The organism is Bacillus sp. FSL L8-0358 (genome assembly GCF_038593095.1).
Lineage (GTDB): Bacteria > Bacillota > Bacilli > Bacillales > Bacillaceae > Bacillus > Bacillus subtilis.
Genome location: NZ_CP151962.1, coordinates 3,700,037 through 3,716,200, shown reverse-complemented (window position 1 = coordinate 3,716,200; position 16,164 = coordinate 3,700,037). Strand labels below are relative to the sequence as shown.

15 protein-coding genes are annotated in these 16,164 nt (G+C 45.3%); 14 read left to right on the top strand and 1 reads right to left on the bottom strand.

The annotated features are described in order from the left end of the window. Window positions 1-83: 83 nt before the first annotated feature. The 4 genes from NYE49_RS19095 (at window position 84) to pyrG (ending at window position 5,890) form a co-directional block, all read left to right on the top strand. Entirely contained in the window at window positions 84-2,201 is a 2,118-nt protein-coding gene (locus tag NYE49_RS19095; RefSeq protein ID WP_327846350.1) for a heterodisulfide reductase-related iron-sulfur binding cluster, read from the top strand. Continuing rightward, window positions 2,198-3,337: an acyl-CoA dehydrogenase AcdA gene (gene acdA / locus NYE49_RS19090; protein WP_327846349.1), complete on the top strand. Its 1,140-nt coding sequence runs from the start codon at window positions 2,198-2,200 to the stop codon at window positions 3,335-3,337. Before NYE49_RS19095 ends, acdA begins: the two co-directional genes overlap by 4 nt. A gap of 182 nt (window positions 3,338-3,519) precedes the next feature. Next, window positions 3,520-4,041, top strand: a complete 522-nt coding sequence (rpoE, locus tag NYE49_RS19085) for a DNA-directed RNA polymerase subunit delta (RefSeq protein ID WP_003227609.1) — start codon at window positions 3,520-3,522, stop codon at window positions 4,039-4,041. Window positions 4,042-4,282: 241 nt separating this feature from the next. Next, window positions 4,283-5,890 carry a CTP synthase (glutamine hydrolyzing) gene (pyrG, locus tag NYE49_RS19080; protein ID WP_003227612.1) on the top strand — a complete coding sequence of 536 codons (1,608 nt, stop codon included), beginning with the start codon at window positions 4,283-4,285 and terminating at the stop codon, window positions 5,888-5,890. Window positions 5,891-5,971: 81 nt separating this feature from the next. Here pyrG and NYE49_RS19075 read toward each other — a convergent pair whose 3' ends face one another. Further along, the gene (locus NYE49_RS19075; RefSeq protein ID WP_014481199.1) at window positions 5,972-6,493 is read right to left on the bottom strand and encodes a DUF2529 domain-containing protein; all 522 of its coding nucleotides are present in this window, start codon (window positions 6,491-6,493) and stop codon (window positions 5,972-5,974) included. Window positions 6,494-6,658: 165 nt separating this feature from the next. On the opposite strand from NYE49_RS19075, the gene spo0F reads away from it, so the two are divergent. The 10 genes from spo0F to malS all read left to right on the top strand — a co-directional run bounded on the left by spo0F (window position 6,659) and on the right by malS (window position 16,164). Next, entirely contained in the window at window positions 6,659-7,033 is a 375-nt protein-coding gene (gene spo0F / locus NYE49_RS19070; RefSeq protein WP_003227621.1) for a sporulation initiation phosphotransferase Spo0F, read from the top strand. A gap of 180 nt (window positions 7,034-7,213) precedes the next feature. Beyond that, the gene (locus NYE49_RS19065; RefSeq protein ID WP_003243339.1) at window positions 7,214-8,071 is read left to right on the top strand and encodes a class II fructose-bisphosphate aldolase; all 858 of its coding nucleotides are present in this window, start codon (window positions 7,214-7,216) and stop codon (window positions 8,069-8,071) included. A 119-nt stretch (window positions 8,072-8,190) separates the two neighbouring features. Then, window positions 8,191-8,829: a fructose-6-phosphate aldolase gene (fsa, locus tag NYE49_RS19060; RefSeq protein ID WP_003227626.1), complete on the top strand. Its 639-nt coding sequence runs from the start codon at window positions 8,191-8,193 to the stop codon at window positions 8,827-8,829. A gap of 378 nt (window positions 8,830-9,207) precedes the next feature. After that, the gene (locus NYE49_RS19055) at window positions 9,208-10,497 is read left to right on the top strand and encodes a UDP-N-acetylglucosamine 1-carboxyvinyltransferase (RefSeq protein ID WP_003227628.1); all 1,290 of its coding nucleotides are present in this window, start codon (window positions 9,208-9,210) and stop codon (window positions 10,495-10,497) included. Window positions 10,498-10,527: 30 nt separating this feature from the next. Beyond that, window positions 10,528-11,493, top strand: coding sequence for a class II fructose-bisphosphatase (gene glpX, locus NYE49_RS19050; protein ID WP_014481197.1), 966 nt, complete (start codon window positions 10,528-10,530; stop codon window positions 11,491-11,493). A gap of 214 nt (window positions 11,494-11,707) precedes the next feature. Beyond that, on the top strand, window positions 11,708-11,869 hold the full coding sequence (locus tag NYE49_RS19045; RefSeq protein ID WP_003227632.1) for a hypothetical protein: 162 nt from the start codon (window positions 11,708-11,710) through the stop codon (window positions 11,867-11,869). 30 nt (window positions 11,870-11,899) lie between these two features. Next, window positions 11,900-13,183: a transcription termination factor Rho gene (rho, locus tag NYE49_RS19040; RefSeq protein ID WP_003221939.1), complete on the top strand. Its 1,284-nt coding sequence runs from the start codon at window positions 11,900-11,902 to the stop codon at window positions 13,181-13,183. A 118-nt stretch (window positions 13,184-13,301) separates the two neighbouring features. Then, a complete protein-coding gene (gene rpmE, locus NYE49_RS19035) occupies window positions 13,302-13,502 on the top strand; it encodes a 50S ribosomal protein L31 (RefSeq protein ID WP_003151132.1) in 201 nt (66 codons plus the stop codon). 88 nt (window positions 13,503-13,590) lie between these two features. Next, on the top strand, window positions 13,591-14,178 hold the full coding sequence (locus tag NYE49_RS19030; RefSeq protein WP_014478269.1) for a thymidine kinase: 588 nt from the start codon (window positions 13,591-13,593) through the stop codon (window positions 14,176-14,178). A 288-nt stretch (window positions 14,179-14,466) separates the two neighbouring features. Next, window positions 14,467-16,164, top strand: a complete 1,698-nt coding sequence (malS, locus tag NYE49_RS19025; RefSeq protein WP_342410608.1) for an oxaloacetate-decarboxylating malate dehydrogenase — start codon at window positions 14,467-14,469, stop codon at window positions 16,162-16,164.

The window sequence follows — 16,164 nt, the reverse complement described above, 5'->3', positions numbered from 1 at the left end:
TTCATTATTTATCATAAAGATAATCTTATACAGATTCGGGGGTAGGGGATCGCGGTCTTTATCAGTAAAAAGGGGGAATTGGAATGAGCGGCTTTCTCATCGCAAATGCATTATTATTTCTGATTGTAACCGCTTACGCTGTCTATTTGTTTGTGTACTTGGTCAAAACGAGACTGGCCTACATCAAGCTCGGCCAGAAAGAACAATTTGATCAACGGTTCAAGGAACGGCTTCACGCCATATGGGTGAATGTATTCGGACAGAAAAAACTGCTCAAGGACAAGAAAAGCGGAATCATTCACGTCATGTTTTTCTACGGATTTATATTGGTTCAGTTCGGAGCAATTGACTTTATCATCAAAGGACTGGCTCCCGGCCGGAATCTGCCGCTTGGCCCGGTCTATCCCGCCTTCACCTTTTTTCAGGAAATTGTTACGTTTCTCATTTTAATTGCTGTTGGGTGGGCATTCTACAGACGTTATATCGAAAAGCTCGTGAGGCTGAAACGCGGTTTCAAAGCCGGACTCGTTCTCATTTTTATCGGAGGATTAATGCTGACCGTTCTGCTTGGGAACGGGATGAATCTGATTTGGCATGAGCATGGGCTTTCTTGGAGCGAGCCAATTGCCTCATGTATTGCGTTTATGCTTAGCGGTGTCGGGAAAACAGGCGCGGCGGTGATTTTCTATATCGCATGGTGGATCCATCTCCTATTCTTGCTTAGCTTTTTAGTGTACGTGCCTCAGTCGAAGCATGCCCATTTAATCGCCGGCCCGGCAAACGTCTTTTTCAATAGAATGGAATCTGCCGGAAAACTTGAAAAAATTGATTTTACCGACGAAACGAAAGAAAGCTACGGAGCGGGAAAAATTGAGGATTTCAGACAGTCTCAGCTGCTTGATCTGTACGCGTGTGTCGAGTGCGGCCGCTGTACCAATATGTGTCCTGCAACAGGCACCGGAAAAATGCTTTCTCCGATGGACTTGATTTTGCGTCTCAGAGACCATCTCACGGAAAAAGGCGCTGCCGTCACCTCGCGCTCCCCATGGGTGCCCGCAGCAGCGTTTCGGCATACGAGAGGCAATCAGCTGGCTGCGGCGTCAGCGGGCAGCGGATCGCAGGAAGCCGCAGCGGCGCTTGATTACAATCCAAGCTTGATCGGCGACGTCATCACAGAGGAAGAAATTTGGGCATGCACCACTTGCCGGAACTGTGAGGATCAATGCCCGGTCATGAATGAGCACGTGGATAAAATCATCGATCTCCGCCGCTACCTCGTACTGACAGAAGGAAAAATGGACAGTGACGCCCAGCGCGCAATGACAAGTATTGAGCGGCAGGGGAATCCGTGGGGACTCAACCGCAAGGAACGCGAAAACTGGCGTGACGAGGCGCCGGATGCTGAGATTCCGACTGTAAAAGAAATGAAAAAAGAAGGAAAAGAATTTGAGTACCTTTTCTGGGTAGGCTCAATGGGGTCCTACGACAACAGAAGCCAGAAAATCGCGATTTCCTTTGCCAAGCTGCTCAATCACGCAGGCGTGTCCTTCGCGATTCTCGGCAATAAAGAAAAAAATTCAGGAGACACGCCGCGCCGCCTCGGAAATGAATTTTTGTTCCAAGAGCTGGCTGAGAAGAATATTTCTGAATTTGAAAAAAATGATGTCAAAAAAATCGTTACAATCGATCCCCATGCATACAATTTATTTAAAAACGAATATCCGGATTTCGGATTTGAAGGCGCGGTTTATCATCATACAGAAGTGCTGGCCGAGCTTGTGAAAAACGGAAAATTAAAGCCGCAGCACCCGCTTCATGAGACGATTACCTTCCATGATTCGTGCTATTTGGGCCGGTACAATGAAGTCTATGATCCGCCGAGAGAGATTTTGAAAGCCATTCCGGGCGTGCAGCTTGTTGAAATGGAGAGAAACCGGGAAACCGGCATGTGCTGCGGAGCTGGCGGGGGATTAATGTGGATGGAGGAAGAAACAGGAAACAGGATTAACGTCGCCAGGACAGAGCAAGCGCTCGCAGTCAACCCATCGGTGATCAGTTCCGGCTGTCCGTACTGTCTCACAATGCTTGGGGACGGCACAAAGGCGAAGGAAGCCGAAGACCAAGTCAAAACGTATGACGTCGTCGAGCTTCTGGCTCAATCCGTTTTAGGCGCTGATCTGAAAATGGGGGAGAAGCAATGAATTTTTCATTATCAGAAGAACATGAGATGATACGAAAATTGGTGCGCGATTTTGCGAAGCATGAGGTGGCCCCGACAGCGGCAGAACGAGACGAACAAGAACGCTTCGATCGCGAGCTGTTTCGGGAAATGGCAAATCTGGGGCTGACGGGAATTCCGTGGCCTGAAGATTACGGCGGAATCGGAAGTGACTATTTAGCCTATGTCATCGCGGTGGAGGAGCTGTCAAAAGTGTGCGCCTCCACCGGTGTTACGCTTTCCGCCCATATCTCTCTTTGCAGCTGGCCGCTGTTTGCCTTTGGGACGGAGGAGCAGAAGACAGAGTACTTAACACAGCTGGCCCTCGGAGAGAAAATCGGCGCATTCGCTTTGACCGAAGCAGGGTCTGGCTCTGACGCCGGCAGCATGAAAACAACTGCTGAACGAATCGGCGATGACTATGTGTTAAATGGTTCCAAAGTGTTTATCACAAACGGCGGCGTTGCTGATATTTACATTGTTTTTGCCGTCACCGATCCCGAGAAAAAGAAAAAAGGCATTACCGCTTTTATAGTAGAAAAGGATTTTGAAGGATTTTTTACAGGCAAGAAAGAAAAGAAGCTGGGCATCCGTTCTTCACCGACAACGGAAATCATGTTCGAAGATTGTGTGGTGCCCGCATCAAAGCGTCTCGGAGAAGAAGGAGAAGGCTTCAAAATCGCGATGAAGACGCTTGACGGAGGCAGAAACGGCATAGCTGCACAAGCCGTAGGCATCGCCCAAGGAGCGCTTGATGCGGCGCTTCAATATGCAAAAGAGCGAAAGCAATTCGGAAAATCGATCGCCGAGCAGCAGGGCATCGCTTTTAAACTCGCGGATATGGCGACAATGATAGAAGCTTCAAGGCTATTGACCTATCAGGCTGCGTGGTTAGAATCATCGGGCCTTCCATATGGAAAAGCTTCCGCCATGTCCAAACTGGTGGCTGGGGATACGGCGATGAAGGTGACGACCGAAGCCGTGCAGATCTTCGGCGGCTACGGCTATACAAAAGATTATCCGGTAGAACGCTATATGCGTGATGCAAAAATCACGCAAATCTATGAAGGCACTCAAGAAATTCAAAGACTGGTCATCTCCAGAATGCTCGCGGATTAACGGAAAACATCTCTCAGTCGGATCACTCTTGTAAAATTATTTAAATTAACGCTGTTAAGGGTAGCATATTCTGTTTTATTTTGTTTATAATGAGAGGTATGGTTTGTATAAGAACGATACAAAATCGCTTTCATTATTGATAAAACAGATACATATAAGTAATAGAAAGGGAGTGTCCGACCTTGGGTATCAAACAATATTCACAGGAAGAGCTAAAGGAAATGGCTTTAGTTGAAATCGCTCACGAATTATTTGAAGAACATAAAAAACCAGTTCCTTTTCAGGAGCTTTTAAATGAAATCGCATCTTTGCTCGGCGTGAAAAAAGAAGAGCTTGGAGACCGCATCGCTCAATTTTATACAGATTTAAACATTGACGGCCGCTTCCTGGCGCTTTCTGACCAGACGTGGGGGCTTCGCAGCTGGTATCCGTATGATCAGCTTGATGAAGAAACTCAGCCGACAGTCAAGGCGAAAAAGAAAAAAGCGAAGAAAGCAGTCGAAGAAGATCTTGATCTTGACGAGTTTGAAGAGATCGACGAAGACGACCTTGATTTGGATGAAGTTGAGGAAGAACTCGATCTTGAAGCAGACGATTTTGACGATGAAGATCTTGATGAAGACGACGATGATCTTGAGATCGAAGAAGATATTATTGATGAAGATGATGAAGACTATGATGATGAAGAAGAGGAAATTAAATAGTATCAGATTTCATCTTCAAAACGATCTTGACTTTCATAGTCGAACTATGTAGTATGTATTTTGGGCTCTTCAAAAACGAAGAGAGAACATAGTACGTTATGCTCCCTTTCAAGAAATTGAAAGGGAGCTTTCTTATTTTCACCCCTCATTTTTCTTATAAATCATTTAAAAGGCTAAATGATTTTTTATAAAATAGTACATTTTAAAAATGTAGCTAAGAGCGAAGAGAGGAGCAAACGAAATGACGAAATATATTTTTGTAACCGGGGGAGTTGTATCCTCACTTGGAAAGGGTATTGTAGCAGCTTCATTAGGACGTTTGCTGAAAAACCGCGGACTGAACGTAACGATTCAGAAATTCGATCCATACATCAACGTTGACCCGGGAACAATGAGCCCGTACCAGCACGGTGAAGTATTCGTAACGGATGACGGCGCTGAAACAGACTTGGACCTTGGTCACTATGAGCGTTTTATCGACATTAACCTGAATAAATTCAGCAACGTGACAACAGGTAAAATCTATTCAACAGTTCTTAAAAAAGAACGCCGCGGAGATTACCTTGGCGGAACCGTACAGGTCATTCCGCACATCACAAACGAATTGAAAGACCGTGTTTACCGCGCAGGGAAAGAGACAAACGCAGATGTTGTCATTACAGAAATCGGCGGTACTGTCGGAGACATCGAATCACTGCCATTCCTTGAAGCGATCCGCCAAATGAAGAGCGATATCGGCCGTGAAAACGTAATGTACATCCACTGTACGCTTGTACCTTACATTAAAGCTGCTGGCGAATTAAAAACAAAACCGACACAGCACAGCGTAAAAGAATTGCGCAGCTTGGGCATTCAGCCAAACATCATCGTCGTTCGTACAGAAATGCCGATTTCTCAAGATATGAAAGATAAAATCGCGCTTTTCTGCGACATCGATACAAAAGCGGTTATTGAATGTGAAGATGCGGACAACCTTTACTCCATTCCGCTGGAGCTTCAAAAACAAGGGCTTGATAAGCTTGTTTGCGAGCACATGAAATTGGCATGCAAAGAAGCGGAAATGTCCGAGTGGAAAGAGCTTGTTAACAAAGTCAGCAACCTGTCTCAAACGATTACAATCGGCCTTGTCGGCAAATACGTTGAGCTTCCTGACGCATACATTTCTGTTGTCGAGTCTCTCCGCCATGCGGGCTATGCGTTTGACACAGATGTAAAAGTGAAGTGGATCAACGCGGAAGAAGTGACAGAAAACAATATCGCAGAACTCACAAGCGGAACAGACGGCATCATTGTGCCGGGCGGATTCGGAGACCGCGGTGTTGAAGGCAAAATCGTCGCGACAAAATACGCGCGCGAAAACAACATTCCGTTCTTGGGCATTTGCTTGGGCATGCAGGTGGCGTCTATTGAATACGCACGAAATGTATTGGGCTTAAAAGGCGCTCACTCAGCGGAAATTGATCCGTCAACTCAATACCCGATCATTGATCTTCTTCCTGAACAGAAGGATGTGGAGGATCTCGGAGGAACGCTTCGTCTCGGCCTTTACCCTTGTAAGCTTGAAGAAGGCACGAAAGCCTTTGAAGTGTATCAGGATGAAGTGGTGTACGAGCGCCACCGCCACCGCTATGAGTTTAACAATGAATTCAGACAGCAAATGGAAGAGCAAGGCTTCGTATTCTCAGGCACAAGCCCTGATGGACGCCTTGTTGAAATCATCGAGCTGAAAGACCACCCTTGGTTCGTGGCTTCTCAGTTCCACCCAGAGTTCAAGTCAAGACCGACAAGACCTCAGCCTCTATTCAAAGGCTTTATCGGAGCGTCTGTCGAAGCTGCAAATCAGAAGTAATAAAAAAGACTTGCCGTTTGTCAAAAGCGGGCAAGTCTTTTTTATTTGTTTCCGGCAAGTTCCAGCATGTACAATAAGATATTATGCATACTCTTGCAGAATTTCTTTTAGTGTAAACGATAAAGCGTGATAGACATACAGTGCTGTCATTAAAGAGGGAAACCCGTAACGGGTGCCGTCTTCATCGGGAACAAGCGGCATTTTTAATTTAGAATCAATATGCACATCACAATACTGTTCTATTCCCGCACTGTCTTTGGCTGCGGGCGATACGCATACGACTCCCGCACCTTTTTCATACAGCTCTTTTGCGAGCGCCTGCTCTTCGGCTGTGCCCGTCCCTGAGCAAAACATCAGCACCCTGTCGCTTTCTGTCACTTCCTCAGCGCTTTCTGGAAAGGCTTTGACAGATGGGAAGGGTTCTTTGCTTTCAGTGGCCTCAAAAAAGACGCCCTGAAGCTCATTCGCTCCGTATAAATAAATCGAATGCCCGCTGATCACCGCTTGAGCAAGCAGCCGCGCCCCATCTTCAATCGCGTCAGATTCCTTATCCTGAATGCGGGAAAAAATACCTGTTAACTGCGTCGTGAATATTTTCAACATAAGTGAATCCTCCTTTATAACGTACAATATCAGTATACAACAAAAGAGAAAATGCTCAGAAAATGTCGTAAAGTAGACTATTATAATTAAAGGAAATAGGAAAATCAAACAGAATACATACAATACTGCTTACTTTTGACGAAAATCATAATATTGGGGTGTAAAATGATGAATGAAAAAATTTTAATCGTTGATGATCAATACGGCATTCGTATTTTGCTAAATGAAGTGTTCAATAAAGAAGGCTACCAGACGTTTCAGGCTGCGAACGGCCTGCAGGCGCTTGACATTGTGACAAAAGAACGGCCCGACCTTGTGCTTTTGGACATGAAAATTCCCGGCATGGACGGAATCGAAATCTTAAAACGGATGAAGGTCATTGACGAAAACATCCGGGTCATTATCATGACGGCATACGGAGAGCTCGACATGATCCAAGAATCGAAGGAATTGGGCGCTCTGACGCACTTTGCCAAGCCGTTTGACATCGACGAAATCAGAGACGCCGTCAAAAAATATCTGCCCCTGAAGTCTAACTGACAAAAAGAAGAAACAAATGAATCATGTCATTATGTTGCCGATTTGTCGAAAAGTTGGTATCCTAGTTATGGAGAAAAAGCGATCTGAGTATTTACATATGACAGCAATATATGGGTCATGCTAGGGTGGAAAGCTTTTTTCGCTAGAAGACAATCAGGCTACATAAGGAGGACATTCGACATGCCTTTAGTTTCTATGACGGAAATGTTGAATACAGCTAAAGAAAAAGGGTACGCTGTAGGACAATTTAACTTAAACAACCTTGAGTTTACTCAAGCGATTTTACAAGCAGCTGAAGAAGAAAAATCTCCAGTGATCCTTGGTGTTTCCGAAGGTGCGGGACGCTACATGGGCGGCTTCAAAACAGTCGTTGCTATGGTAAAAGCACTTATGGAAGAGTACAAAGTGACAGTTCCTGTTGCGATTCACTTAGACCACGGTTCAAGCTTTGAATCTTGTGCGAAAGCGATTCATGCAGGTTTCACATCTGTAATGATCGACGCTTCTCACCATCCATTTGAAGAAAACGTAGCAACAACTGCTAAAGTTGTTGAGCTTGCTCATTTCCACGGAGTATCTGTAGAAGCTGAGCTTGGAACAGTAGGCGGACAAGAAGATGACGTTATCGCTGAAGGCGTAATCTACGCTGATCCTAAAGAGTGCCAAGAGCTTGTTGAGCGCACTGGCATCGACTGCCTTGCACCTGCATTAGGTTCTGTTCACGGCCCTTACAAAGGTGAGCCAAACCTTGGCTTCAAAGAAATGGAAGAGATCGGAAAATCAACTGGTCTTCCATTAGTTCTTCACGGCGGTACTGGAATTCCGACTGCTGACATCAAAAAATCAATTTCACTTGGTACAGCTAAAATCAACGTGAATACTGAAAACCAAATTTCTTCTGCAAAAGCTGTTCGCGAAACATTGGCAGCTAAGCCTGACGAGTACGATCCACGTAAATACCTTGGACCAGCTCGTGAAGCGATCAAAGAAACAGTTATCGGTAAAATGCGTGAATTTGGTTCTTCAAACCAAGCTTAATTCAATTGGAACTTTTTATAGCCGCCTGACAGCTTGACAGGCGGTTTTCCGTCTATCTTTAGAAAGCGCAATCATATTCGCAGTTCAGAAAATTTCTTAATCAGGGAGGCTTTTTGAAAATGTTATTCTTTGTTGATACAGCCAATATCGATGAAATTAGAGAAGCGAATGAATTAGGAATTCTCGCCGGTGTAACGACGAATCCTAGTTTAGTAGCAAAGGAAGCTAACGTATCATTCCACGACCGTCTTCGCGAGATCACAGACGTCGTGAAAGGGTCTGTAAGCGCAGAGGTTATTTCTTTGAAAGCTGAGGAAATGATCGAGGAAGGAAAAGAACTGGCGAAGATCGCTCCGAACATCACGGTGAAAATCCCAATGACGTCTGACGGTTTAAAAGCGGTAAGAGCACTTACTGACTTAGGCATCAAAACAAACGTTACATTGATCTTCAATGCCAACCAGGCGCTTCTTGCTGCCAGAGCGGGTGCAACATATGTATCTCCATTCCTGGGACGTTTAGATGACATCGGCCACAACGGGCTTGACCTGATTTCAGAAGTTAAACAGATTTTTGACATTCACGGCCTTGACACGCAAATCATTGCAGCGTCAATCCGCCATCCGCAGCACGTGACAGAAGCCGCTCTTAGAGGGGCTCATATCGGCACAATGCCGCTGAAAGTCATTCATGCGCTCACTAAACACCCGTTAACAGACAAAGGAATCGAACAATTCCTGGCAGACTGGAACAAATAATAAAAGGGGCGGCAAACAGCTTTATGCCTGTTTGCCGCGGCCTTTGTATTTCACCGACCTGATACAGCGGATCTTCAGATGCTGACGCCGCTTTACAGAGAAGGAATCATTGGGCTGCAGAAGCTGATATCGGAATGAAGGGTATGCGTACTGCTTTTGCCGGATGACGACGATGTCTCTCGAGCCGGCGGGTCTCTGTGCATCTTTTGAAACCTGTACCCCCCAAAGCTTCGCTATTTTCTTCCTGATATTTTACAATGTGTTGTATTCTTTCTCTTCGAATTGGCTAGATTTTGGACATGAGCTTTATTTGCAGAGACAGAATAAAATGACATTTTATTTAGCTCCGCAGCTATCTTCTTATGGAAGGAGACTATCATGGAAAAGTTGAATATTGCCGGCGGTGACTCGTTAAACGGTACAGTACATATCAGCGGCGCTAAAAACAGCGCTGTTGCGTTAATACCTGCAACCATTTTGGCAAATTCCGAGGTGACAATTGAAGGGCTTCCAGAGATTTCAGATATTGAAACGCTGCGTGACCTGTTAAAGGAAATTGGCGGCAACGTGCATTTTGAGAATGGGGAAATGGTTGTTGACCCTACGTCGATGATCAGCATGCCGCTTCCTAACGGGAAAGTAAAAAAGCTTCGCGCGTCATATTATTTAATGGGGGCGATGCTCGGCCGCTTCAAGCAGGCGGTCATTGGATTGCCTGGCGGCTGTCACTTAGGGCCCCGTCCGATTGATCAGCATATCAAAGGCTTTGAAGCACTCGGAGCTGAAGTAACCAATGAACAAGGCGCCATTTATTTGCGAGCTGAAAGGCTGAGAGGCGCAAGGATTTATTTAGATGTCGTAAGCGTTGGGGCAACGATTAACATTATGCTCGCCGCTGTTTTGGCAGAAGGGAAAACGATCATCGAAAACGCTGCCAAGGAGCCTGAGATCATTGACGTCGCGACATTGCTTACCAGCATGGGCGCCAAAATCAAAGGTGCGGGCACCAATGTGATTCGAATCGACGGCGTGAAGGAACTGCACGGCTGCAAGCATACGATCATTCCGGACAGAATTGAAGCCGGGACATTTATGATTGCAGGGGCTGCAATGGGCAAGGAAGTCATTATCGATAACGTCATTCCCACTCATCTTGAGTCGTTAACGGCAAAGCTGAGAGAAATGGGCTATCATATCGAAACAAGTGACGACCAGCTCCTCATTGTCGGCGGGCAGAAGAACTTAAAGCCGGTTGACGTCAAAACCCTCGTATACCCGGGGTTTCCGACTGATTTACAGCAGCCGATGACGGCGCTCCTGACAAGGGCGAAAGGGACGAGTGTCGTCACAGACACCATCTACTCGGCAAGATTCAAGCACATTGATGAGCTGAGACGAATGGGTGCCAATATGAAAGTGGAAGGCAGATCTGCCATCATCACAGGTCCTGTCGAGCTTCAAGGCGCAAAAGTGAAGGCGAGTGATCTGCGTGCCGGAGCCTGCTTGGTGGTAGCCGGACTGATGGCTGATGGCGTCACGGAAATTACGGGACTGGAGCATATTGACCGCGGATACAGCAGCCTTGAGAAGAAGCTTGAGGGGCTTGGAGCGACAATTTGGCGTGAAAGAATGACTGACGAAGAAATAGAACAGCTTCAAAATTCATAATGGTTTCTTGTGAGAGGAGATCGTGTTGAAATGGAAAGAAGTTTATCAATGGAATTGGTACGTGTAACCGAGGCTGCGGCATTGGCATCAGCAAGATGGATGGGCCGGGGAAAAAAAGATGAGGCTGATGAAGCGGCAACAAGTGCAATGAGAGACGTTTTTGATACAGTGCCGATGAAAGGGACCGTTGTAATCGGTGAAGGGGAAATGGACGAAGCGCCGATGCTGTATATCGGGGAAAAACTCGGAAACGGGTACGGCCCTCGCGTTGATGTCGCAGTTGACCCTCTTGAAGGCACAAACATCTTAGCAAGCGGCGGCTGGAACGCGCTGACGGTGATCGCGGTCGCAGACCATGGCACGCTTCTGAATGCTCCTGACATGTATATGCAAAAAATCGCAGTCGGTCCGGAAGCGGTGGGCTGCATTGACATCGAAGCACCTGTCATTGACAACCTTAAAGCGGTGGCAAAAGCGAAAAACAAGGACGTTGAGGACGTCGTTGCCACAATTTTAAATCGTGAAAGACACGAAAAAATCATTTCCGAGCTTCGTGAGGCCGGCGCCAGAATCAAATTGATCAATGACGGCGATGTCGCAGGCGCCATCAACACGGCTTTCGACCACACGGGCGTTGATATCCTGTTCGGATCAGGCGGCGCTCCTGAGGGTGTGCTTTCCGCTGTTGCGCTAAAAGCACTCGGCGGAGAAATCATTGGTAAACTTCTTCCGCAAAGCGAAGAAGAAATCACTCGCTGTCACAAAATGGGCCTTGATTTAAGCAAAGTCCTTCGCATGGAAGACCTTGTGAAGGGTGATGACGCGATTTTTGCAGCTACAGGGGTTACTGACGGCGAGCTGTTAAAAGGAGTTCAATTCAAAGGCTCTGTCGGTACAACTGAAAGCTTAGTTATCCGTGCAAAATCGGGCACTGTTCGTTTCGTTGACGGCAGACACAGCTTGAAAAAGAAACCAAATCTTGTAATCCGTCCATAACAAACAGAAAAAGCGGGTGTGAGCCCGCTTTAACTTTTGCAGAAAAGCGTCAACTCTATCAATTCCGTGTCAAAACCTTATTTCAGTTGAATAATTTTTTGAAATAAGGTAAAAATAAAGAGTGCTGCGAATTTTACTGCGTAATACCTTCTTTTAAGCACTAGGAAAGTTTCAATTTCTACCGCATACAGACGATATAAGTATTGATCTTCTCATGTTTTTGTCCTCGCTTCCTTCAAAACTCATTAAGACAATCCTTTTAACAAAAGCGCCGATCATGGGTGGAAGTGTTACCGATAGAAGTTCCTTTATGTTAAAAAAAGAATGTGCTTTGGCGGATGTTGTGCAAAAGCAGCAGATGACATGTTCAGAGTAAGATATTGACTATGAAAAGCGTGGTGTTTTTATGAAAGACGTATCTATTTCCTCTTTGGAAAATATGAAATTGAAAGAGCTTTATGAACTTGCAAGACATTATAAAATCTCCTATTACAGCAAACTGACAAAAAAAGAACTCATTTTCGCCATTCTGAAAGCGAATGCAGAACAGGAAGATCTGCTGTTTATGGAAGGCGTTCTCGAGATCATCCAGTCTGAAGGTTTCGGCTTCCTGAGACCGATCAACTACTCTCCAAGCTCAGAAGACATTTACATCTCAGCTTCACAAATCCGCCGTTTCGATTTGCGGAACGGAGACAAAGTATCAGGCAAGGTTCGCCCGCCAAAAGAAAATGAGCGTTACTATGGACTTTTGCACGTTGAAGCAGTAAATGGGGATGATCCCGAATCTGCAAAAGAGCGTGTGCATTTCCCGGCTCTTACGCCACTTTATCCAGATCGCCAAATGGTGCTTGAAACAAAGCCGAACTTCTTGTCTACAAGAATTATGGACATGATGGCGCCGGTTGGATTTGGACAGCGCGGATTGATTGTTGCGCCGCCGAAAGCCGGAAAAACGATGCTGCTGAAGGAAATTGCCAACAGCATTACAGCGAACCAGCCTGAAGCAGAGCTGATCGTGCTTTTAATTGACGAAAGACCTGAGGAAGTAACCGATATCGAGCGCTCTGTAGCTGGGGATGTCGTCAGCTCAACGTTTGATGAAGTGCCGGAAAACCATATCAAAGTGGCCGAGCTTGTGCTTGAACGTGCGATGCGTCTCGTGGAACACAAAAAAGACGTCATTATCCTGATGGACAGCATCACACGGCTTGCCCGCGCCTACAACTTAGTGATTCCGCCAAGTGGAAGAACGCTTTCCGGGGGGATTGACCCAGCGGCGTTCCACCGTCCGAAACGCTTCTTCGGGGCTGCGAGAAATATCGAAGAAGGCGGCAGCTTAACCATCCTTGCTACGGCTCTGGTCGATACAGGTTCACGTATGGATGATGTCATTTATGAAGAATTCAAGGGAACAGGCAACATGGAACTCCATCTTGACCGCTCTCTTGCCGAGCGCCGCATCTTCCCTGCCATCGATATCCGCCGTTCAGGAACGCGCAAAGAAGAGCTGCTTGTGCCTAAAGAGCATCTTGATCGTTTATGGTCTATCCGCAAAACGATGTCTGATTCACCTGATTTCGCCGAAAAGTTCATGAGAAAAATGAAAAAAACCAAAACAAACCAGGAATTTTTCGATATTCTCAATCAAGAATGGAAACAGGCAAATCTATCATCTGCAAGAAGGTAAATTGTATTTGCAAAAGAAGTAAATCACTGATATAATTTTCTCATATGCGTTTCGGACAATGCTCCGAAATAATAACTCTGTTTCCACACGGGATTCAGGGCGGAAGGAGATGGATACAATGAAAGCAGGAATTCATCCTAATTTCAAAAAAGCAACAGTTAAATGCGCTTGCGGAAATGAATTTGAAACAGGCTCAGTAAAAGAAGAGGTACGCGTTGAGATTTGCTCTGAATGCCACCCATTCTACACTGGCCGTCAAAAATTCGCTTCTGCTGATGGTCGTGTTGATCGCTTTAACAAAAAATACGGTCTTAAGTAATAATAGATTTCTCAACAGGCAAGCAGCAGTCTTGCCTGTTTTTTATATTGTCTAAAACACAGCTGGCAGAGAGAGGGGAGCGAAGCCTATGTACATAATGAAACAAAGCGGGTGGCTTGAGCTGATTTGCGGCAGCATGTTCTCGGGGAAATCTGAAGAGCTGATCAGAAGAGTGAAGAGAGCAACTTACGCCAAGCAGGAAGTCAGGGTATTTAAGCCTGTAATTGATAACCGATACAGCGAAGCTGCTGTTGTCTCCCATAATGGAACATCGATGACGAGCTATGCCATTTCGTCTGCTGCGGACATTTGGGATCACATCAGTGAAAGTACAGATGTGATTGCGGTTGATGAAGTGCAGTTTTTTGATCAGGAAATAGTTGAGGTTTTATCATCTCTTGCCGATAAAGGCTACCGTGTGATAGCAGCAGGCCTTGATATGGATTTTAGGGGAGAGCCGTTCGGTGTCGTCCCGAATATCATGGCGATTGCGGAAAGTGTGACAAAGCTGCAAGCCGTCTGTTCTGTTTGCGGATCACCGGCGAGCAGAACACAGCGCCTCATTGACGGCAAACCTGCTTCTTACGATGATCCGGTCATTTTGGTTGGTGCATCTGAATCATATGAAGCAAGATGCAGACATCATCACGAAGTCCCAGGAAAATCTAAAAAATAGTCCAAAACAAGGGTATAAAGATAGAATGCACCGGCTAAAACACCGGTGTTTTTTTTATATTCTGATAATATCCAATTAAAAAATTTAATTAAGTATATTAAAAAATTAAGTAATTTTCTTCCCTTGAATTTTGATTTTGACAGGCATACAATAGCTTACGTAATGTAAATAGTTTTGAGACATTGTTCGAATAATTGTCACAAAGTCGCATAAAGATTATGATCGGTCATATTTTAGATGGGTTATTACTTAACTTGGTTAACTATTTCAAGAAAGAAGGAGATTTGCTTGAATAACATAAAAAAAACCAAAGAAGGCCACTTAGAAACAACTCTTAGAGGAAAAGAAGTTTTATCTATTCCTACTTTAAATAAAGGCGTTGCTTTTTCACTAGAAGAAAGACAAGAACTTGGCTTAGAAGGGCTTCTCCCGCCAACTGTACTCTCTCTTGATCAACAAGCACAACGCGCGTACGAGCAGTTCCAAGCGCAGCCTGACCGCCTTCGTCAAAATGTTTACTTAAGTGATCTTGCAAACCGTAACGAAGTTCTTTTCTATAAATTGCTGAAAAGCCATCTTCGCGAAATGCTTCCTGTTGTGTACACGCCAACAGTTGGTGAAGCGATTCAGGAATACAGCCATGAATATAGAAGACCTCAAGGAATCTACTTGTCAATCGATAACATTGACGGTATTGAAAAAGCGTTTGAAAACCTTCATGCTACAGCAGGCGATATTGATCTTATCGTTGCTACTGACTCCGAAAGCATTCTCGGTATCGGTGACTGGGGTGTAGGCGGTATTAATATCGCAATCGGTAAATTGGCTGTTTACACTGCTGCAGCTGGTATTGACCCTAGCCGTGTTATCCCGGTTGTGCTTGATGTCGGTACGAACAACGAAAAACTTCTAAACGATCCTTTATATATTGGTAACAAGCATGAACGTGTTCAAGGTGAACGCTACGAAGCTTTCATTGACGCTTATGTAAAAGCTGCATTGAAATTCTTCCCTAAAGCGCTTCTTCACTGGGAAGACCTTGGCAACAAAAATGCACGCAACATCATGAAAAAATACAATCATGAAATCCTGACATTTAATGATGATATTCAAGGTACTGGCGCGATTACACTTGCAGGTGTGCTTGCCGCTATGAAGAAAACCGGCGCTTCTATTAAAGATCAGCGTGTTGTTATCTTCGGTGCTGGTTCTGCTGGTATCGGTATTGCTGACCAAATCCGTGACACAATGGTGCTAGCCGGATTATCTGAAGAAGAAGCTAACAAACGTTTCTACACACTTGATTACAGAGGCTTGCTGACTGAAGACATCGAAGGCATCCTTGATTTCCAAAAACCTTACCTTCGCAATGCGGATGAAGTGAAAGACTGGAAGCGCGATGAAAAAGGTCAAATTCCATTCGATGAAGTTGTTCGTCAAGCGAAACCAACGATCTTGATTGGTACTTCAGGGGTTTCAGGTGCATTCACAGAGGAAATTGTAAAAGAAATGGCATCTCACGTAGACCGTCCGGTTATCATGCCGATGTCTAACCCGACTCACCTTGCTGAAGCTGTTCCTGAAGATCTGTTCAAATGGACTGACGGAAAAGTGCTTATTGCAACAGGAAGCCCATTTGACAATGTAGAATACAACGGTGTTTCTTATGAAATCGGACAATCTAATAACGCATTCGCGTTCCCTGGTCTTGGACTTGGTTCAATTGTAGCTGAAGCGCGTATCATTACGCCTGCTATGTTTGCTGCAACTGCTGATGCGATTGCTGAAATGGTTGATCTTGAAACACCTGGAGCAGGATTGCTTCCAAGCATTGATAAGCTTCAAGAGGTTTCTATCCAAGTTGCGATTGCCGTTGCTGAAGCAGCAATTAAAGATGGCGTGGCAAATCGTCAGCCTGAAGATGTGAAACAAGCGGTACTTGATGCAATGTGGACACCTGAATACAAAAAAGTCATCGCGAAATAA

What these genes read in the sequence shown, in the direction of transcription:
- NYE49_RS19095 (WP_327846350.1), top strand. Translation starts at nt 84, where the DNA reads ATGAGCGGCTTTCTCATCGCAAATGCATTATTATTTCTGATTGTAACC.
- acdA (WP_327846349.1), top strand. Translation starts at nt 2,198, where the DNA reads ATGAATTTTTCATTATCAGAAGAACATGAGATGATACGAAAATTGGTG.
- pyrG (WP_003227612.1), top strand. Translation starts at nt 4,283, where the DNA reads ATGACGAAATATATTTTTGTAACCGGGGGAGTTGTATCCTCACTTGGA.
- NYE49_RS19075 (WP_014481199.1), bottom strand. Translation starts at nt 6,493, where the DNA reads ATGTTGAAAATATTCACGACGCAGTTAACAGGTATTTTTTCCCGCATT.
- spo0F (WP_003227621.1), top strand. Translation starts at nt 6,659, where the DNA reads ATGATGAATGAAAAAATTTTAATCGTTGATGATCAATACGGCATTCGT.
- NYE49_RS19065 (WP_003243339.1), top strand. Translation starts at nt 7,214, where the DNA reads ATGCCTTTAGTTTCTATGACGGAAATGTTGAATACAGCTAAAGAAAAA.
- fsa (WP_003227626.1), top strand. Translation starts at nt 8,191, where the DNA reads ATGTTATTCTTTGTTGATACAGCCAATATCGATGAAATTAGAGAAGCG.
- NYE49_RS19055 (WP_003227628.1), top strand. Translation starts at nt 9,208, where the DNA reads ATGGAAAAGTTGAATATTGCCGGCGGTGACTCGTTAAACGGTACAGTA.
- glpX (WP_014481197.1), top strand. Translation starts at nt 10,528, where the DNA reads ATGGAAAGAAGTTTATCAATGGAATTGGTACGTGTAACCGAGGCTGCG.
- NYE49_RS19045 (WP_003227632.1), top strand. Translation starts at nt 11,708, where the DNA reads ATGTTTTTGTCCTCGCTTCCTTCAAAACTCATTAAGACAATCCTTTTA.
- rho (WP_003221939.1), top strand. Translation starts at nt 11,900, where the DNA reads ATGAAAGACGTATCTATTTCCTCTTTGGAAAATATGAAATTGAAAGAG.
- rpmE (WP_003151132.1), top strand. Translation starts at nt 13,302, where the DNA reads ATGAAAGCAGGAATTCATCCTAATTTCAAAAAAGCAACAGTTAAATGC.
- NYE49_RS19030 (WP_014478269.1), top strand. Translation starts at nt 13,591, where the DNA reads ATGTACATAATGAAACAAAGCGGGTGGCTTGAGCTGATTTGCGGCAGC.